Origin of the sequence: Rhodobacter sp. NTK016B (assembly GCF_017303295.1) — a bacterium.
Taxonomy (GTDB): Bacteria; Pseudomonadota; Alphaproteobacteria; order Rhodobacterales; family Rhodobacteraceae; genus Pararhodobacter.
In genome coordinates this window covers 16,819-36,209 of record NZ_JAFKOK010000021.1, presented here as the reverse complement: position 1 = coordinate 36,209, position 19,391 = coordinate 16,819, and the positions used below count along the sequence as shown (strand labels likewise).

The 19,391-nt window shown below is 64.9% G+C and carries 15 protein-coding genes and 1 tRNA gene; 5 read left to right on the top strand and 11 right to left on the bottom strand.

Annotated features, from left to right (window positions below):
• Nucleotides 1–9: 9 nt before the first annotated feature.
• The 4 genes from JI664_RS21800 to JI664_RS21785 form a co-directional block, all read right to left on the bottom strand.
• The gene (locus JI664_RS21800) at nt 10–789 is read right to left on the bottom strand and encodes a glycerophosphodiester phosphodiesterase family protein (RefSeq protein ID WP_207015904.1); all 780 of its coding nucleotides are present in this window, start codon (nt 787–789) and stop codon (nt 10–12) included.
• Nucleotides 789–1,253, bottom strand: coding sequence for a RidA family protein (locus JI664_RS21795; protein WP_207015903.1), 465 nt, complete (start codon nt 1,251–1,253; stop codon nt 789–791). Before JI664_RS21795 ends, JI664_RS21800 begins: the two co-directional genes overlap by 1 nt.
• 446 nt (nt 1,254–1,699) lie before the next feature.
• Nucleotides 1,700–2,998 carry an HlyD family type I secretion periplasmic adaptor subunit gene (locus JI664_RS21790; RefSeq protein WP_207015902.1) on the bottom strand — a complete coding sequence of 433 codons (1,299 nt, stop codon included), beginning with the start codon at nt 2,996–2,998 and terminating at the stop codon, nt 1,700–1,702.
• Complete coding sequence (locus JI664_RS21785) at nt 2,991–4,694, bottom strand: type I secretion system permease/ATPase (RefSeq protein WP_207015901.1); 1,704 nt, start codon at nt 4,692–4,694, stop codon at nt 2,991–2,993. The genes JI664_RS21790 and JI664_RS21785 overlap by 8 nt, the downstream gene beginning before the upstream one ends.
• A gap of 109 nt (nt 4,695–4,803) precedes the next feature.
• Here JI664_RS21785 and JI664_RS21780 point away from each other — a divergent pair, with 109 nt between their 5' ends.
• Nucleotides 4,804–5,541 (top strand): MlaA family lipoprotein, encoded by a 738-nt coding sequence (locus JI664_RS21780; RefSeq protein ID WP_207015900.1) that lies wholly within the window; start codon nt 4,804–4,806, stop codon nt 5,539–5,541.
• Complete coding sequence (locus JI664_RS21775; protein ID WP_286174236.1) at nt 5,519–6,136, top strand: MlaC/ttg2D family ABC transporter substrate-binding protein; 618 nt, start codon at nt 5,519–5,521, stop codon at nt 6,134–6,136. The genes JI664_RS21780 and JI664_RS21775 overlap by 23 nt, the downstream gene beginning before the upstream one ends.
• A gap of 105 nt (nt 6,137–6,241) precedes the next feature.
• On the opposite strand, the gene JI664_RS21770 is transcribed toward JI664_RS21775, so the two are convergent.
• A complete protein-coding gene (locus JI664_RS21770; RefSeq protein ID WP_207015898.1) occupies nt 6,242–8,470 on the bottom strand; it encodes a transglycosylase domain-containing protein in 2,229 nt (742 codons plus the stop codon).
• A gap of 282 nt (nt 8,471–8,752) precedes the next feature.
• On the opposite strand from JI664_RS21770, the gene JI664_RS21765 reads away from it, so the two are divergent.
• Nucleotides 8,753–9,091: a P-II family nitrogen regulator gene (locus JI664_RS21765; protein WP_109532723.1), complete on the top strand. Its 339-nt coding sequence runs from the start codon at nt 8,753–8,755 to the stop codon at nt 9,089–9,091.
• A gap of 28 nt (nt 9,092–9,119) precedes the next feature.
• Nucleotides 9,120–10,472 (top strand): ammonium transporter, encoded by a 1,353-nt coding sequence (locus JI664_RS21760; RefSeq protein WP_207015897.1) that lies wholly within the window; start codon nt 9,120–9,122, stop codon nt 10,470–10,472.
• Nucleotides 10,473–10,615: 143 nt separating this feature from the next.
• Here JI664_RS21760 and JI664_RS21755 read toward each other — a convergent pair whose 3' ends face one another.
• A complete protein-coding gene (locus JI664_RS21755; protein WP_207015896.1) occupies nt 10,616–11,650 on the bottom strand; it encodes a LacI family DNA-binding transcriptional regulator in 1,035 nt (344 codons plus the stop codon).
• 250 nt (nt 11,651–11,900) lie between these two features.
• Here JI664_RS21755 and JI664_RS21750 point away from each other — a divergent pair.
• Nucleotides 11,901–11,977: transfer RNA gene (locus JI664_RS21750), tRNA-Arg, on the top strand.
• A 299-nt stretch (nt 11,978–12,276) separates the two neighbouring features.
• Here the strand turns inward: JI664_RS21750 and JI664_RS21745 are convergent.
• The 5 genes from JI664_RS21745 to JI664_RS21725 form a co-directional block, all read right to left on the bottom strand.
• Nucleotides 12,277–13,965 carry a carbamoyltransferase family protein gene (locus JI664_RS21745; protein WP_207015895.1) on the bottom strand — a complete coding sequence of 563 codons (1,689 nt, stop codon included), beginning with the start codon at nt 13,963–13,965 and terminating at the stop codon, nt 12,277–12,279.
• Nucleotides 13,962–14,219: an acyl carrier protein gene (locus tag JI664_RS21740; protein WP_207015894.1), complete on the bottom strand. Its 258-nt coding sequence runs from the start codon at nt 14,217–14,219 to the stop codon at nt 13,962–13,964. Before JI664_RS21740 ends, JI664_RS21745 begins: the two co-directional genes overlap by 4 nt.
• Nucleotides 14,216–16,414: a cytochrome P450 gene (locus JI664_RS21735; RefSeq protein ID WP_207015893.1), complete on the bottom strand. Its 2,199-nt coding sequence runs from the start codon at nt 16,412–16,414 to the stop codon at nt 14,216–14,218. Before JI664_RS21735 ends, JI664_RS21740 begins: the two co-directional genes overlap by 4 nt.
• A 237-nt stretch (nt 16,415–16,651) precedes the next feature.
• Nucleotides 16,652–17,638: a hypothetical protein gene (locus JI664_RS21730; RefSeq protein ID WP_207015892.1), complete on the bottom strand. Its 987-nt coding sequence runs from the start codon at nt 17,636–17,638 to the stop codon at nt 16,652–16,654.
• 423 nt (nt 17,639–18,061) lie between these two features.
• Nucleotides 18,062–19,138: a calcium-binding protein gene (locus JI664_RS21725; RefSeq protein ID WP_207015891.1), complete on the bottom strand. Its 1,077-nt coding sequence runs from the start codon at nt 19,136–19,138 to the stop codon at nt 18,062–18,064.
• Nucleotides 19,139–19,391: the final 253 nt, after the last annotated feature.

Below are 19,391 nucleotides of genomic sequence, written 5' to 3'. Positions count from 1 at the left end.
CCGATCGGGTCAACCGATCTCGGCGGCGTAGCCCTCGAAGGTGATGTTCTGGGCCACCCGCCGCGCCACCGCCTCATCCTCGGGCGACTTGACCGTCCAACACAGGATCGCCGCACCCTGCGCCTTCAACTCAGCCACGCGCGGATTGTTCAGATCGTGCCAGTCATGCGAAAGGAAACTTGCCTCCACAGCGTCGAAATCCGCGATTGCGGCCAAGCGCCGGCGGTGTGCCTCGGCCTCGGGGCCGGCATCCTCGGGCCAGTGTTCGCGCGGGAAGGCATAGGTCGTCAGGCCGCGCGGCACCTCGGGCGCCAGCCGCTGCAGATGGGCCACCGAAGACGGGTTGAACGACATCACCGCCACCGGCCCCTCGTATCCGCGCAGCGCCGCGGCAGCGGCGGCTTCGAGCACACCATTGGTCGGCCCCATCACCCCCGACTGGTCCTTGATCTCGACCAGCAGCGGCACCCGGCCGCCGATCTCGCTCAGAACCTGCCGGAAGGTCGGGATCGGCTCGGGGCTCGCCCGCACGCGGATGCGCCGCAACTCGGCGGCCGAACGCGCATTGACCGGGCCGGTATCCAGCGTCAACCGCTCCAGAGTGTCGTCATGGAATACCATCGCTTCACCGTCGGCGGAGACCTGAAGGTCGATCTCGATCCCGTAGCTCGCGCGGATCGCCGCCCGGATCGCGGGCAGCGAGTTCTCGGGCCGGCGGGCAGTGGCATCGTGATAGGCGCGATGCGCGATCGGCAGGCGGAGAAACGCCTCAGGGAGCGGCGCGCGCATCAGGCGAGCTCGAAAATCGCCTCGATCTCGACCGCTACGCCGAGCGGAAGCGAAGGCGCACCGACCGCCGAGCGGGCATGGCGACCGGCCTCTCCCAGCAACTCGACCAGCAGGTCCGAGGCCCCGTTGACCACTTTCGGCTGGTCGGTGAAATCGGCGGTGCAATTGACGAACGCGGTCAGCTTGACGACGCGCGCCAGCTTCGCCCAGTCGCCGCCCATCGCCTTCTTGCATTGCGCCAGCAGAGACAGCGCGCAGGCCCGCGCGGCCTCGGCGCCCTGCTCGGTGCTCAGATCGGCGCCCAGCTTGCCGGTGATCAGCCCGTTCGCCCCCATGCTGACCTGCCCCGAGACATAGACATGCTTGCCCGAGATCACGAACGGCACGTAATTCGCCGCCGGTGCGGGCGCATCGGGCAGCGTCAGGCCAAGCTCTTGAAGGCGGGCATCGATGGCATGGGTCATGGCAGGCTCCTGTTGGGCACGCGGCACGGTGCCGAAATCGGGTGGCCGCGCTGCCCGCCGGGCAGCGATCGGCGCGGGTCGTGATGGCCGGATCGCAGGGTCCGGCCGCGTCTCCCGGCATGCGCCGGGTCGCGGCGGAGAAAAGCACGTTTGCCCGGTTTCGAAAAGCCCCGGATTGGCCCGCCCCGCCCCCGATCGGCAGCGACTTGATGGACTGCACAGGCGGCGCCCCGATGCCCGACGATGGCGCGCACCCCGGTGACAGGACCGGGGGATCCTCCCCCGGACCCCCTGGGATATTTGGAGATTAAAGATGGGGCGTAAAGACTCTGTTAACCCTGCATCTTTGATCCATAAGTATCCTCGGGGGGTGAGCGCGTCAGCGCGAGGGGGGCAGACAGCCCCCCTGCTCCGGGCGTCTTTAGCGCGCCAGAGTTGGGGGGCAATCACGGCTCTCGCAGGGCGCGCACGAAATGGTCGCGCAGCGGATCGACCAGATAGGCGAGCGGCGTACGTTCGCCGGTGGCGAGGAAGGCCTGCACGCTCATCCCCGGAATGAGCGCGTCGCGGCCCAGAACGGCCAGCGTCTGCGGCGAAGGCTGGATATCGGCGCGGAAATACTGGGCGCCCGTCGCCTCGTCGACGAAGCTGGCAGCCGAGACGTTGGTCACCAGCCCTGTCAGATCGGGCAGGTCGCGTCCTGCCAGTCCGGGGAACCGCAGATAGGCCAGTTGCCCTAGCCCGATATAGTCCACATCGTCGGGTCGCACGCGCACCGTCAGGACCGGATCGCTTGGCGGGGTGACGATCTGCATCACCTCCTCAGCCGGGCGCAGCACGCTGTGCGGGCCGAGTTGCGCCAGCCGGTGGACCACGCCTGCGGTCGGTGCGCGCAGATCGTTCGCGTCGAGCCGCGCCAGCAGCGTCGCGCGGCGGGCATGGAGGTCGATCAGCGCAAGCCCGGTATCGGCGTAATCCTGTTCGGCGCTTTCGCGTCTGGCAGCGATCATCGCGGCCGATTGCATGGCGATCTCGGCCACCTGCCCGCGCAATTCCTGCTCGAGCGCGTTAAGCGCCACGCGGTCGCGCGCCAGCTGGGCACGGGCGCGGGCCAGCATGGTGACCTGCGACGCCACGGCCAGCCCCTGCGCGCGTAGGGTCTCTTGGTTGCGCAGCTCGGTCTGCAGGATCTCGGTCTCGGCGGCGAGTTCGGTGCGCTGATCGATAAGGCCCTGAAGCTGCGCCTCGGCCTGCCGCCGCCTTTCGTGCAGCTGCGATTGCTGGCGCTCGAACGTGTCGCGGCGCGCATCATAGAGCCGAAGCTGCGCGCCCAGCGCGGCGATGCGGGCGCGGTCGCGCATCTCATCGAGCGTGACGGTGGGGAAATCCAGCCCGTCGCGCTCGGCCCGAAGGCGAACGAGCCGCGCCTCAGCCTCGACGATCTGCTGTTCGACCGGGTCGAGCGCCGCGCGCAAGTCGGACCCGTCGAGCCGAACCAGAAGATCGCCCGCCCCGACCTCCTGCCCTTCTTGCACGTAGACCGCCTCGATCACGCCCCCCTGAACATGCTGCACCGGGTGGCTGTAGGGCGCGACCGCGACCGTGCCGATCGCCACCACCGCCGAGGTGATCGCGGCCTTCGCCGCCCATCCCGCCAGCCCCAGCACAAGCACCGCGCATGACGTCAGGCCCAGAACGAAGGGGCCGCGCGGATCCATTTCGGCGACGTCCTGTCGGTCAGTCATGGCGCCGCGGCCCCCCGCCCTGCCCGACGACCGCCATGTGATTGCGCACCATCTCGCGCAGGATGATGTCGCGCGGGCCGAAGCCGGTCTGGATGCCGCTGTCGAGCACCAGAAGATCGTCGCATTCCGAGACCGAAGTCGGGCGCAGAGCCGTCACCACCACCACCGCCCCGCGATCTTTCAGCGCACGCACGGCGGCGTTGAAGGCGCTCAGCCCGTCAGCGTCGAGATTGGCGGCGGGTTCGTCCAGAACCACCAGCACCGGGTCTTTGTAGAACGCGCGGGCCAGCCCGATGCGCTGCATCATGCCCCCTGACATATGCGCGACATCGGGTTCAGTCGATGTGTTGTAGCCGTCGGGCAGGTTGACGATCGCGCCATGCACGCCGGCGAGTCGGGCGGCGGCCTCGATCTCGTCTTGCGTGGCATCGGGATCGTGGCGCGAGATCGCTTCGCCGACCGTACCGGGAAGCAGATCGAAGCGCTGGGGCAGGTAGCCGATGCGGGTGATCGGCACCCGCGCCAGCGATACCTCGCCCAGCCGCATGACCCCGGCCGAGGGCGGCACCGCGCCGGCCAGCACGCGCGCGAACAGGCTCTTGCCCGATCCGCCTGGCCCGATCACGCCCAAAGCCGTGCCCGGCGGGACCGAGAAGCCGTTGATCCGCAGCACCGCTTCGCGGCGGCCCTGCGGTACGACAATCAGCCCGCGCACCGAGAGCATCCCGCTGACCGGGGCGTCGACCGGCTCGACCGCGCGGCCCGTGGCGCGCAGAAAGGAATCGAGCCGCCGCCAGCCGCTGAACGCGACGTGCAGCGAGCCCCAATGCGCGGCAAGCTGTTCGACCGGTGCCAACGCGCGGCCCAGCAGGATCGACGAGCCCACCATCAGGCCCGCCGACAACTGATCGTCCAGCACCAGCCACGCGCCCAGCGCCAGCGTCGCCGATTGCAGGAACAGCCGGAACGTGCGGGCCAGAGCGGTCGAGCGCACCGAGCGGTCGGCGGTGCGCAACAGCGCCGAGAGCGAATCGCGCCGGTAATCGCGCCAGCGCGCCAGCACTTCGGGCGTCAGCGCGGCAACGCGGTCGCCGCCCTGCGCCTCGATCGCGATCTGCAGCCGGTCGGCGGCATTCGATTGCATCCGCGCATTGCCCAGAAGCTTGCGTTGCTGCAGATGCCCCGACACCGCCATCAGCGCCAGCGCCAAGCCGCCGCCCAGTGCCAGCCATCCCAGCAAAGGGTGAACGAAGTACAAAAGCAGCAGGAACAGCAGCGTCCAGGGCAGATCGAGCAGCGCCAGCGCCAGCGACGAGCCCAGCACCCGCTGGATCGTGTCGAGATCCTGCATCGCCACCGCCGCGCGCGGATCGGGCGGATCGCGCAGCCGGGCACGCAGGCTGGCTTCGAAGACCCGTTCTTCCAGTTCGTGACGGATGCGCGCACCGACCCGGGCCAGCAATTGCGAGCGGGCCGTATCGATCCCGGCCATCATCGCGAACAGGAAGGCGACCAGCGTGAACAGCACCAGCAGCGTCGCCGCCGAGCGTCCGGTCAGGACCCGGTCATAGACCTGCAGCATGAAAATAGGCCCGGTCAGGACAAGAAGGTTCGAAACCGCCCCAAAACCCAGCGCCGCGCCCCACAAGGCGCGCGTTTTCGACGTCCAGTTGCCTGCCGTGATACTGTTCGGCATCATGGTACCCCAACACGTGGGAAAGTGCGTTTACACTTGTAACCTTCCCCTTTTAAGACACCTCTAAGCGGAAGATGTTCGCATCCGGTAAATTCCCAGGAGGAACGACATGACCAGACCCAGACTTGGTGCAGCGGTTGCGATCACTGTTTTGCTTCTGGCCGGATGCAGCCCGCTCGGGCCGTCCGAGAGCGGCTACAGCGACCCGTACGAATCGACCAACCGCGCGTGGTTCGACAACAATCTCGCGCTGGCTCAGGCGATCACGCCGGGCGATGCGGAAGACGAGGCCGAGGCCCCCGCGCAGCCCGGCCCGGTGCGCCGGATGGTCAGCAATTTCGGCGCCAATCTCGGGCTGCCTTCGGTCATTCTCAATGACTTGCTGCAGATCCGCCCGGATCGCGCGGCCGAGAATACCGTGCGTCTGGTGATCAATACCACGGTGGGTCTGGGCGGTCTGTTCGACCCGGCAACCCGCGCCGGCGTCTATGGACGGCGCACCGATTTCGGCGAGACGATGTATCGCTGGGGCGCGGCCGAGGGTCCCTACATGGTGCTGCCGGTGATCGGCCCGACCACCCAGCGCGACGCCTTCGGGCGTATCGTCGATATCGCCATAAATCCGTTGCGCTACGCGCTTGCACCCGACGAGGCGGCCTATGCCACGGCGGCAAGGCTGGCCGGTCGCGTGGCCGAAGCGGGCGAATATTCCGAGCTGCTCGACGCGAATGTGATCAACACGGCCGATCCTTATGCGCAGGCGCGTCTCCTCTATCTGCAGACGAGGCGCTATCATCTGGGCAGCGACGCCGAGGAGGACTTCATTGACCCATACGCCGATTTCTGACCCGACCCGCCGCGCGCTTCTGGCCGGTTTTGCCGCCACTGCCGCGCTGCCTCTGATCCCCAACCCCGCCCGAGCGCTGAGCCAGGGCCAGGCATCGTCGCTGATCGGCGAGGTGATGGCCGAGGTGCAGAGCATCATCAATTCCGGCGGCTCCGAGCCGCAGATGATCGCGCGGTTCGAGACGCTGTTCAGCCGCTATGCCGATGTGCCGGTGATCGCACGCTCGGCGCTGGGGCCGCCCGCGCGCGCGGCTTCCGCAGCGCAGCTTTCGGCCTTTACCGACGCTTTCCGCAGCTATCTGGCGCGCAAATACGGCCGCCAATTCCGCAGCTTCATCGGTGCCACCACGCAAGTCGAAGGCGCGCGTCAGGTGCAGTCGGTGATCGAGGTGCGCTCGACCATGCTGATGCGCGGCGAGGCGCCGTTTACCGTGCTCTGGCACGTCTCGGATCGCTCAGGGCGCCCCCTTTTCGTCAATATCATCATTGACGGGGTGAACGTGCTGGCCGCCGAACGGCAGGAAATCGGCACGCTGCTGGAACGGCGCGGCGGCAATATCGACGCGATGATTCAGGACCTGCGTAGAGCGGGATAGCCCTGCGCCGGTCTGGCGATGCCGGTTCTGACTGAGCCGCCTCCGCGTGATGCATCCTCTGAACGAAAAAAAGGCCCGCACCGTTTCCCGGTGCGGGCCTTTTTGTCAGTTGCCGCCCAGAATACCGCCCAGAAGATCGCTGATCGCGTCACCCAGCGAGCCGCCGCTGCCCCTGACCTGCGTACCCGGCGTGCCGCGCGTGGTCGGCGGTTCGAGATCGGCGTTGGGCTGGCGTGGCACGATCATCGGCAGCGGGTGCAGCGGCACGTTCTGATTGATCCGCACCATCGTCTCGCGCCAGATCTCGGCGGGCAGCCCGCCCCCGGTGACCCCGGTCAGCGGCGCGTTGTCGTCATTGCCCATCCAGACACCGACGACGAAATCCGCCGTGAAGCCCACGAACCACGCATCGCGCGCGCTGGTCGTGGTGCCGGTCTTGCCCGCCGCCTCGCGTCCGTCGGGCAGACGTGCACGACGGCCGGTGCCGTAATCGGCAACGATCACCTGATGCATCATCCAGATCAGCCGCTGCGCCGCGTCCTCGGAGATCACCCGCTCGCCGATGCCCGAACCGATCGTCATCAGCGGCGCCGATTCCCCGGCGAGCGTGAGCGAGGTGAAACCGTAAGGCCGCACCGAACTGCCGCCGTTCAGGATCCCTGCATAGGCCGCCGTCATGTCCAGAAGCGTCGATTCCGACGCCCCGAGCGCCAGCGCAGGCCCTTCGGCCATGTCCGAATCCAGCCCGAACGCATTCGCGGCCTGCCGCACCCTTTCGCGCCCCATCGCTTCGGAAATCCGCACGGCGGGAATGTTCTGCGAGCGTGCCAGCGCCTCGGCCAGGGTCATCATGCCAAGGAAGTTGTTGCTGTAATTGCGCGGCGACCACGGGCCCGATCCGGGCACGGTGATCGTCAGTGGCGCGTCCTCGACCATGTCGAAGGGCTGGTAGCCGTCATCCATTGCCAGCGCATAAACGAAGGGCTTGAAGGCCGAGCCCGTCTGTCGCCGCGCCATGAAGGCCCGGTTGAAGCCGCCCACCGTATAGCTGCGCCCGCCGACCATCGCCCGCACGGCACCGTCGGCGGACATCACCACCACCGCCGCTTCGGCTTCGGAATCGTCGCGCACCTGCGCGTCGAACACGGCCGCGACCGCGTCCTCGGCCGCCTGCTGGATGCGCTGGTCCAGCGTCGTCTGGATAACCACGTCCTCGGTCGTGTCGCGCGTCAGATAGGCCGGGCCGGTCTGCATCACCCAATCGGCGAAATAGCCGCCGATATGGCTTTCCGCCGCTTCGTGCAGCGTTGCCGGGTTGGCGCGCGCGCGGTCGTATTGCTCGTCCGTCAGGTAGCCCTGATCGTGCATCAGCCCCAGCACCACGGCGGCGCGGTTCTGCGCGCGCTGCAGGTTGCGGGTCGGTGCGTAATAGCTGGGCGCGGGCAAAAGGCCCGCCAGCATCGCCGATTGCTGCGGGTTCAGATCATGCGCCGAGACACCGAAATAGCGCTCGGCTGCGGCTTCGAACCCGCGCGAGCTGGCGCCGAGGAAGGCGCGGTTCAGATAGATCGAGAGGATTTCGTTCTTGCTGTAATGCAGCTCGAGCGCGAAGGCATAGGGCAGCTCCTGGATCTTCCGCCAGATCGTGCCCTCGCGGCAATCGGCCTCGTACGCGGCCTCGTCGGCCCATTGATCGGGGTCGAAATCCTGACCCAGACACAGAAGCTTGGCCACCTGCTGCGTCAGCGTCGAACCGCCCGCGCCCCGGAACGGCCCCCGCCCGGCCGCGATATTCGAGGCAATCGCACCGGCGATACCGCGCGGGCTGACGCCGAAATGCCAATAGAAGCGCCGGTCTTCCGACGCGACCACGGCGTTGCGCAGATGCTCGGAGACCTCGGACGCATGGGTAAAGCCACCAAAGGACTCGCCGCGCCACGCGAAGACTTCGCCATCGGCGTCGCGCATCGTCACCGAGCCGCGCGCGCGCCCGTCGAGCAGCGCGTTCACGTTGTCAGGCAGCGTGGTATAGAAATACCCCGTCGCCACCGCCATCACGAGCGTGACCACCAGCGTCATCCGCCAGGTGAAGCCCCAGACGATCCGCCAGATGAATCTCAGGATGTTGCGCAGGAACCGCAGGATCGGATTGCCGGGCTTGCGCGGGGGGCGTCCGCCGCCACCGCCGCTGCGCCCGCGCCCGCCACCCTTGCCGCCGCCAGAGCCACCGCTTTTCCCGCTGCCCGTCGCTCTGCGGGCCGTGGCCTGGGGCCGCGCGGCAGGCGTTCGCCTGTCCGCGACCAATGGAGGACGCCGAGTTCCGTTCGATGCCATGCGCGAGCCTGCCCGTGTTCCGTCTTATGTTCCGCTTCTTCGTGTCGCGTAACATACCCCCCGACAAGAGGATTGTCAGCGTGCGGAAACACTGCGATTCGCCTTCGTGATACGCACATTTTTTAATCACGCGCGCCCATTTGTTCATTTTTTGAGCAGTTTTGCCGGATTCACGGCGACTTCTTGCCCATCGATGCGTTGCGCCCGGCCCACTTTCTGAGCGCTATGAGCGCAGGACGCGCCCCGTTCAGGGCGCACCGGGACCGCAATAAGGGGGCACACGTGAAGTATATCATTGCAGCGATCAAGCCGTTCAAGCTGGAGGAGGTGCGCGAGGCGCTCACCGCCATCGGCGTCCGCGGCCTGATGGTCACCGAGATCAAGGGCTTTGGAACGCAGTCGGGTCACACCGAGATCTATCGCGGTGCGGAATACGCCGTGAACTTCGTTCCGAAGGTCAAACTGGAAATCGCCGTTCCGGACAGCCTGGCTGACGAAGTCGTCGAGACCCTGTCGCGCACGGCGCGCACCGGAAAGATCGGCGACGGCAAGGTCTTCGTGCTGGATCTGCAGCAAGCGACACGCGTGCGCACCGGCGAAGCCGGCGACGACGCGCTTTAAGTGGTAGGGAACAAGGGAACACACCGTGATGGACTTTAAGAAAATCCTTCCCCTGGCGGCGCTGGTGGCTTCTGTGCCGCTTGCGCTCTACGCTCAGGACACGACCGTGGCGGATGTCGCCGTCGAGGTCGACATGACACCGCCGAACGAGGAAATCGGCTATATCTTGACCACCTTCATGTTCCTCGTGGCCGGTTTCCTGGTCATGTGGATGGCGGCGGGCTTCTCGATGCTCGAAGCGGGCCTCGTGCGCTCGAAGAACGTCACGATGCAGTCGCTCAAGAACGTGTCGCTCTTCGCTTTCGCCGCCGTCATGTACTATCTCGTCGGCTATAACCTGATGTATCCGGGCGACGCCTGGACCATCCCGGGGATGCTGGGCGCTTTCGGCCTGACCGGGCTTGAGCCTGTCGGCCTCGCCGAGACCGATACCGACCTGACCTATGCCTCGGTCGGCTCGGACTTCTTCTTCCAGCTGATGTTCTGCGCCACCACGGCCTCGATCGTTTCGGGCACGCTGGCCGAGCGGATCAAGCTGTGGCCGTTCCTGATCTTCACGATCATCCTGACGGGCTTCATCTACCCGATCCAGGCGTCGTGGAAATGGGGCGGTGGCTTCCTTGACGCCGATTACGGCTTCCTCGACTTCGCCGGTTCGACCGTCGTGCACTCGGTCGGCGGCTGGGCGGCTCTGGCCGGTGCGCTGATCCTCGGTCCGCGTCTGGGCAAGTACAAGGACGGCAAGATCAACCCGATGCCGGGCTCGAACCTGACCCTCGCCACGCTGGGTACGTTCATCCTGTGGCTCGGCTGGTTTGGCTTCAACGGTGGTTCGCAGCTCTACATGGACACCGCCGCCAACGTCGCCGACATCTCGCGCATCTTCTCGAACACCAACACGGCCGCTGCCGGTGGCGCCATCGCCGCGCTGATCCTGACGCAGCTCATCTACAAGAAGCCTGACCTTACCATGGTGCTGAACGGCGCTCTGGCGGGTCTGGTGTCGATCACCGCCGAACCGCTGACCCCGACGCTGGGTTCGGCCACGCTGATCGGCGCCTTCGGTGGTGTTCTGGTCGTGCTGACCGTTCCGCTGCTCGACAAGCTGAAGATCGACGACGTTGTCGGCGCCATCCCGGTGCACCTCGTCTGCGGTATCTGGGGCACGCTCGCGGTGGTGATCACCAACCCCGACGCCACGCTCTTCGGTCAGATCTTCTCGATCATCGTCGTCGGCGTGTTCGTCTTCGTGGTTTCGGGCATCGTCTGGCTGATCCTGAAAGCGACCATGGGTCTGCGCGTCTCGGAAGAAGACGAGATCATGGGTCTCGACAAGGCCGAGCTGGGGATGGAAGCCTATCCCGAATTCTACCGCGGCTGATCCTCTCCTCATCCGCATGATACCGACCCCCGGGCCACGGCCCGGGGGTTTCCTTTTGCGCCCCGCCCTCCGCCTACCGCCCATCGCCCAACGAAAAACGCGCCCGGCAAGGGGCGCGTTTGTTTCGGTCCGGCTTCGGGCGATCAGCGGCGGATCGTATCCCCCGCTTCAAGCCGCGGCGTCAGTTCGATGCGGTGACCGCCGATCACGCCATCCTCGAACCCCTTACCCGCAATGATCGAGGCCGCCCGTTCGCCGATCTCATGCCGGCAGGCGTCGATCGTGGCCAGCTGCATCGGCAGCCCGTCCAGAAAATCGGTGCCGTTGAAGCCCGCAAGACCCAGCTTGCCGGGAATGTCATAGCCCTTATCAAGACAGTAAAGCAGTCCGCCCGCGCCGATCATGTCGTTCGAATAATACAGGAAATCCAGATCCGGCGAGCGCGTCAGGATCGTCTCGGTCAGCTCGCGCCCCTTCTTCAGCGCGGACCCGCCCGAATAGAATTCGGTATCCGCGATCTCGATCCCGTGCTCGGCCAACCCCTCGGTCAGACCGTCGAACCGTTTGCGCGCGCGGTGGTCGTCGGCCATCTTGGTGCCAAGGAAACCGATCTTGCGATAGCCGGCGGCGACGATCGCCTCGGCCATCTGCCGCCCGGCATTGCGATGCGAGATACCCACCACGCTGTCGATAGGCTCGCCATCGGAATCCATGATCTCGACGATCGGAATGCCCGCATTCTCGAGCATCGCGCGCGCAGCCTCGGTATGCTCGAGCCCGGCGATGATCACCCCCGAGGGTCGCCACGACAGCATCTCGTAGAGCACCTCTTCCTCTTTCTCGGGTGAGTAATTCGTCACCCCGAAGACCGGCTGCAGACCGCTATCTTCCAGCGCCTTGGACACACCGCTCAACACATCGGGAAACACCATGTTCGACAGCGACGGCACGATCACCGCGACAAGGTTCACCTGCTGCGAGGCCAGCCCCCCGGCGATCTTGTTGGGCACGTATCCCAGCGAGCGCGCGGCGGCGATGACCTTCTCGCGCGTGGCGGGCGAGACATCCTCGCGATTGCGCAAAACGCGGCTCACCGTCATTTCGGACACACCGCAGGCTTCGGACACATCGCGCAGTGTCAGGGGACGGCGGTTGTCGCTGGAACGTGGAATTGCCATGAGTTCTGATCCCCTGTCGGGATACCGTCGCCAGCATCCCCCTATCGCCAACATACATACAATTCTTGTAGAACGCCCGGAACGACGGTGTCAAAGCCTTGAATGCACGGCTGATAGCGCACACAATCGCCGCGCTCCGCTGCGGATCCGCCCGCACAGGGCCACTGCGTGCCCCGCCAACCCGGCGACACCGCCATTTTCCGCCCGCCCCCTTGCCTTGCCCGCCTCAAGCCGCAATAGAGAACGTGGCGGCCCCGTGGCTCAACTGGATAGAGCAGCCCCCTCCTAAGGGGCAGGTTACAGGTTCGAATCCTGTCGGGGTCACCAGGAATTTTGGCTAATTCGGGCCTTCCGTGTTTTCCGTCTGGTTCAACGACGCGAAGCAGACCTGTCTATTTCGTCAGCCGCCAAAGTGTGACGCGCAATGCCTGGTGAGACTCGCGTTTCGGTCGAGCATGTTATCGAGGGGCGGGTTTCAGGCGAGATCATGGGCGGAGAATGGCGGGTCGGAGGGTCCGGCAGAGACGGCAGCGACATTTGTGGGCATGATCCAAACGCACCAGAGAGAGCGATCCTGAAGACCGGCGATCCCCGGCCGGTTCAGGACCGCGCTCTGCCCTCTGTCGTCAGGTCTCTTTCTCGAAAAGAGTGTCTTCAAGCACGATACCATCCATCCCCGAGGTCATCAGCACCGCAATCGCGTCTTCAACGGAATGCACGATCGGCTTGCCCATGATGTTGAAACTGGTGTTCAGAACCACCGGCACGCCTGTGAGGCGGCCAAAGGTGTCGACCAGATCGTCGAGCCACGGGTTGCTGTCGGCGCTGACCGTTTGCAGCCGGCCGGTGCCATCCTCATGCACAACCGCAGGAACCTGATCGCGGCGAGACGGGCGCCAGCGTTTGGTAAAGGACATGTAGGGCGACGGCTGGGCGTTTTCGAACCATTCGTCCGCGTTGGCGTTCTGAATGATCGGCGCAAAAGGACGATAGGCCTCGCGTCCCTTGATGTCGCGGTTGAGACGGTCCTTCATATTGGCGGGGCGCGGATCGGCGAGGATCGATCGGTTGCCCAGCGCCCTCGGCCCGAATTCGGCCTGCCCCCGGAAGACCCCCAGGATCTTACCCTGAGCCAACCGCCCGGCAATGCTCGGCGCCGATTGGCCGGTCAGGTCGGTGGCAATCAGCGGCCCGGCCCCGTGTCGGGCCTTGGCAAGGGACGTGTCGGGCGCCCTTGTGCCCAGATAGGCCGATCCGGTCCCCATCGGCAGGGCGTCGTGACCCTGATCCTTGGCCCGGGCCAGAAGCGCCGCGCCGACCGCGTTGCCGTCATCCGCAGGGGCCGAAGGGACAAACACGCTGTCAAACCCGTGCCGCTCTGCGATCGTGCCATTATAGGACGAATTGAGCGCGCAGCCCCCTGTCAGGATCAGGTTCGCCGCGCCCGGTGTTTCAGCGGCGCACGCGGCCAGAACCTGATCCGCCACCCGCGCAAACGCGGCCTGACCCGATGCCGCAAGATCGGCTGCTTGCATGATCGGATCCGAGGGCGTGCGTGCGTGGCGGGCCACCTTGGCCTGAACCTCGGCAAGGCGGGTCTCGTCGCCGAACTGTAACCGCCCCCGATCCACGAGCAGCAGGCTGGACAGGCTGTCGACCAGTTCGGGGATGGGCTGACCAAAAGCCGCCAGCCCCATCACCTTCCATTCTTCCCCCAGCCGCCAGTCGAACCCGCATGCGCCGGTGATCCAGGCATAGAACGTACCCAGACTGCCCGGCCCCCAGGATCGCCACCGGCGCTTGAGCACGCGGGCCTTCATGTCGAAGACGGATACCGATCCGGCCTCGCCCTCGCCATCCATCACCACGCAGAGGGCATCGGAAAACGGCGACTGATAGGCCGCCGCGGCCGCGTGGCACAGGTGGTGATCGAACCGCATCACCTCGGGCATTTCGGCGCTCAGGCCCAGCCGCAACAGGGTAGCCCCGGCATTGGATTGCGCCGTGGCTTGCAGGCTGCGCAGCCACAGACCGTCGGTCGCCGGAAGAAGCGTGTTGGACACCTGCACCGGCAGATCGCCCTTGATGAAGGTCCAGCTGCTGGCAACGACAAGCCTGTCTGCGGCCGAGTCGAAACCGCACTGGTTCAGGGCTGCCGACAGATGGGACACATGGTCCGGGGCCAACCCCCAGGCGCGTTTGTCCTGCAGGAAGCGCTCCGTCGCCTCGGCAAAAACAACCTGCCCCTCGGCATTGACCAGCGCCAGCGCCGGATCATGCCCCGAGGTCGACAATCCCAGATACCATGTGGTCATTTCGTGGAAAGACCGTCCAGAACAGCCTGCGAAAAGCTCCCCAGCGTTTCATGTTCAAAAATCATGGACGGGTTGATTTCGGTTTGAAACTCGTCCTCGACTTCGCCGGACAGGATGACGGCGTCGATGGATTGCAGACCGAGGTCCAGCAGAACCGAGTCGGCGCCGAGCTGCGAGGCCTCGGTGCCGGTGAATTTGGCGATCCGTGCCTGAAGAAAATCCTGAATGTCGGACAGGGTCGTTTTGGTCGTCATGTGTTTTCCTGGTTCTGAGCTGTGCGAGAAATACGACAGGGTAGCGCGGACATGGCCACTGTCTGTGACATGGCAAAGTAACGCTGCTGTTGAGGCAGAAGGGTGATGTCGGGGAACCGCTGGAACAATCGCGGCAGCGCGGATTTCAGCACGCGCCGCGACAATGCGGCCCCCACACAGCGATGCAATCCATGCCCGAAGGCGAGATTCCCGACCGCCGTGCCGCGGTTGATCGACAGCAATTGCAGACGCAGCGTATCGTTCTTGGCCACGGGCACGCCATCCACCGTGCCCGCGTTTCGCGCCATCCGGTAGATGTATTTGGGCGAGGCGCAAATCGACATAAGCTGTTCGAAATTCTGATCGATCCAGACCGGATCGGCGGGATCGCCGCTGCCGTCACTGGACTGGGTCAGAACCCAATGCGCCATGTTGCCCAGCGTATGGGCCAGATTGAAGCTGGCGCCATACAGGACCAGAACCAGCGCTTTCTTGTCGCGCAGCGTGAAATCCGGCATTTCCTGCTCGGCCATGACCTGCAGGAGAGACGGGTTCGCCGCCCCTTCGGGGATCTCCATCGTGTCCAGCAATTCGGTGAACACGCCCTGAAGCCTGCGCAATTCCCGAAGCGGCAGCCAGGGTTCCAGCACATCCTGCAACACGGGCGCGAGTTCGTTGAAGCGGGCGCTGTCACGGGGCGCTATGCCCAGCATGTCCTGCGTCGATCCATGAAAGACCGGATCGGCAAAATCGCGGATCAGGTCGGGTACCTGCGCCTGCGCCAGCTGCGCCAACCCGGCGTCGATCGCCGTCTCGATCCGGGGTTGCCATCTGTCCAGCCGGTTGTTCCCCAGATGCCCGGCGACGACGCGGCGCAACACTGCGTGGCGCTCGCCCGACATGAAGAACATCGCGTTGCGCGCGATGGTGATCGCCGGATCGAGGTCAAGATCGACGCGTTCGCCCAGCGCCTTCAAATGCGTTTCCATCGCCGGGGGCATGAAATCGGCATCGCGATTGACCACATTACGCGCGGCCTCCAGCGATTTGATATCCACCAAGCGGGCCGTGACCTGAACCGATTGGCCGTCGCGTTCACAGGGCAGGGCCAGCAGCGCGTGCATCATCGGCGACACCTGAAACTGTGCGCGGTCAACATGCAGGCACAGGTTCGGGAACCGCCGCGCAAGTGCCGTCAGGGCCGATTTGAAGACCATGCGCGACAGGGCTTCACCCGGGCATTTGTGCGCCCCTGCGCCAAATGACAAGAGACCCAGTCGGGCATGTTCCCCCCGGCTGTCGCGCAGCGCGTTGTTGCAACTGGCGACATCCACGACGGCGGGGACGCCCTTGTGAAACGGGCAACCGCCTATCTCGGTGTCGCGGGTCGGCACCCGCACCATGGTCAGCGCCGACGGATAGCTCGAGAACAACTGGTCGAGATTGTCATCGACCCATCCCGGCTGCGCGACCTGTTGCCAGGTCTCCTTGGGGCGGCGCAGCAAACCGTAAAGCGCAAGCCCGAGCGATTGCGCCATGGTAATCCCGCTGACCAGAACGAAGGCCGCCTGCGCGTGCTGAATCTCGATACTGCTGCCGGGGCCGGAATTTTCCTTCAGGAAGCGTTTGAAAGACGGCGGATGCTGATCGCCCGCCGGCTCGTCTTGTTCAACCTTCTCAAGAATATACTCGCAGGCGGCATTGATCCTGCGCAGCTCCGACAGAGATAGCAGCGGATGGGAAACCACGCTGTTTACCCGGCGCATGCTGTCATACAATTGGTCCGTCGCATCGGGGGCACAGCCGATGAAACGGGTCATGAAAGACATCAGCGCGGGGCGGACGAAGTCGCCGATCAGATCGGGGTCGCTGGCCTGCGCCAGATGTTCAAGCCCGATCGCCACGGCCTCATCAACGCAGCCCTGCCATTGGTCAATCGCTTTGTTGGCAAAGAAGGGCGCGAACAGGCGGCGCATCACCAGATGGGGCTGCTGATCTTGAAACATCAGCGAGTTTTCGACCAGTCGCCGCAGCGCGCCGAAATCCTCGCCCGTCCGCGTCTGCAGGATATCCAGATAATCGCCCATTGCCGCGATGACAAAGTCGTCGGCATTGCGCAGCAGACTGGTTGCGACGGACGGGTCGGTCAGGAACTTTTCCCGGTCATCCAGGGCCTGAAAATCAGCGAGTGCCATCAGAAATCCGCTCTCATTTGGGGGGTAGCAAGCGATAAGGCGCGGTAATGACACACTGCCGGATTCTCCAGCTTACGGGCGGTTGTAGCGCGCAACGGTGCGCGAGTTCAACCGCAGGCAGATCACCCCCGTGCCCCGCCAACCGTGTGCTTGGTCGCACGAAGATGCTCGCCCATCTGGCGGCCCGAGGGCCTGTCCTGAGTTGATCTGCCCGCCGGGCCATCTGCCCTTATATCGTCAGCGTTCAGCGACAATCTCAGCCCTCCGCACCTGCGACAGATCACTTTGCCAGCTCAGCGGCCCGTCATCCGGCCGGCACAGAAACAGCTGTAGTGTCCAGTTTCCCGGCTCTTCCGGGGCAGTCAGGGAAACCGAACAGGTTCGTTGCGCCTTGCGCAGATCATGCACGACGGTTTTCTGGATACCGCCCGGTGTCAGGGGGAGCCACAACGCATAGATTTTGGTGTCTGCACTCAAGTTATCGGGACAGGTCAGCTGGACCGCTATCGTCTGATTTGCAAGGATAGTTTCACCCGGGCCCATAGACCAGACCGGTCCCGTTTCCAGACTCGGGACAGGCAGTCTTTCTTCTGACGACATTTCTTCGATTAGGACTGCCGCGAGATTTCCGACGGAATTCTCTCGAAAATACGTCCCGTGACCGCCCGGGATGATCTTGCAGCGAATGCTCTCGTACATGCAGCGCCATTGCGGCCAGGGATTTTCTCCGCGCAGGAACGGGTTGTAGTGTTCGCTTGTTTCGCCAAACAAAAGCACACAGCGCGTTGGCAGGGGCATGAAGGGCGTCCACTCAAGGCAGAAATAGGCGCGGACGTTCTTTCCCTCGGACAACAGCAATCTGGCGATGTCCACCGCGATTGTGGCACCTTGGCAGTTTCCACCAACCCAGCAGGTGGACAGATCAAAGTGGCTCAACAGCCCCCTTACATAATGCTGTGCGACTTCCGTATCTTCTGCGATCGCCTTCTTGTTGTGGTCCGAAACGATGTTGAGGGAACGTAAGGCGATCAGCGGCTGATCCGGCCCCAAGGCCCGCGCCAGGGCGGCGGGTTCGTGTTCAGCGTTGAAGCACCAGATAAGAGGAGGCCGTGTGCCGTCTTTGTTCAGAAGGCGAATCAGTCCCTCGTCGGTATCGACAACCTCGCCATCCCAGTTGCGCACGAAGTTCCGCAGCAATCGTATTTTTCTATCGAGCGGGTTCATCTGAGAGCCATTGACCGTGAACGGTGGCCTGCACCCGACATCACCGCCCATCCGTTGGCATCATCGGAACGCGGCTGAAGTCTGCGCAGCCCAACTTTTCCATCGCGCCGCCAGTCATGTTCCCGTTCCCAATTCGAGGAACAAACAAACTTACCTAGGGCGAGCGGTGGAGCGAGGGTTTTGTAAGCAAATACAAATACACGACAACCAGGGCATACTATGTCAACGCGCCGGGTTTGCCAATCGCCTGTCTGCCCATGATGCCCATGCTGTGACACCGTTTCGCTGCGCGCGGTCTCAAAGCAAAGGCTTAAGGCTGCTAAGCGCTGACAGGACCGCAACGGGTCCTCCTCTGCCGCTCGCCCGAGACGTGATTGTCTCTGACCACCATTCGGTGTCTGCTGGCGTTTGGATCGGTGGCACCTATCGCTGCGTGAGCACGATATCGTCTGCGCCCAGTGTCTCGATCCCATGTAGCAACGCCACGGCTTCACCATTGACGAACACGCGCAAGAGGCCGTCCACCGCGTCATAGCGGGTGGTTACCGCAGGCGGGTCGCCCTGCCCGTCCCAGGCGATCGCGATCTGGTCGGTGCCCGGTTCGAAATCGGTGATCACCGCCGGGTTGGCGCCGTCCAGCCAGTGGTCCAGCGCGAAGGTGTCGTGACCTGCGCCGCCGCTGGCCCAGTCATTGCCGCCCAGATGCAGAGTATCGTCGCCATCGCCGCCATTCAGATAGTCCCGCTCGCCGTGATCGTAGCCGCCGTCGAGATCGTCGTCGCCGGAACCGCCCATCAACAGGTCGCCGCCCTCGCCGCCGTCGAGCGCATCATTGCCCGCGCCGCCTTCCAGCGTGTCGTCGCCCTCGCCGCCATTGAGGGTATCCGCGCCTTCGCCACCGGTCAGAGAATCCGCGCCCGATCCGCCGTCGAGGATATCGTCGCCCCCCTCGCCGCGCAGATCATCCGCACCGTCATCGCCGGTCAGCGTGTCGTCACCGCCGCCGCCCAGAAGCGTATCGGCCCCCGCGCCGCCGTCGAGCGTGTCATCATCGCCCAACCCGTCCAGCCAGTCGTCGCCCGCGCCGCCAAGGATCGTGTCCTGCCCGTCGCCCCCGGTGACGGTTTCACCCTCGTCGCCGAGCGGGAGATAGGCGCCGGCGGGGGGGATCGGCGGGTCGTCGGAACTGATGAATTCCCCTTCGGCGCCAGGACCGGAGAATCCTTCCGAGGTGCCGGGATCCGCCTGCCCGCCAGCCGCATCGGGACCGGCCGGGGCGCCGCCGGTCTCATCCGTGAACGGATCGTCCATGGGAAAATCGCCGACGTCATCCTCCAGCGCTGAGAGCAGCAGATCGCCCTGCCCTTCCGGTGCCGTCGCGGCATCATCGGGGCCAGCATCGGCATCGGGATCGGTTTCGTCCAAGTCCGCTGGACGCACCATCATGTCGGTCACGCCCGCGGCAACCGCGACGCCCAGCAATCCCAACAGCATCCACATCGCACACCCCTTACACCACCGCCGACACCCGACAGGGTGCAGTCAAACCGGGAACGCTGAACAAAACGCGATTTTCGGGACGGACGCATCGGAAAACTGAGAAGCTGGTTAACGCCGCGCCGGCATCGGCGCCGCCGCGCCCCGACGCGGCCCAAACGTGGAATCCGTTTGCGCTCTGACCGGCAATCGCCTATATGCGCGCATCCTCGCCCCGCTTCCGGGGTCAGGAGCCTCCATGGGCCTGTGCTGGACG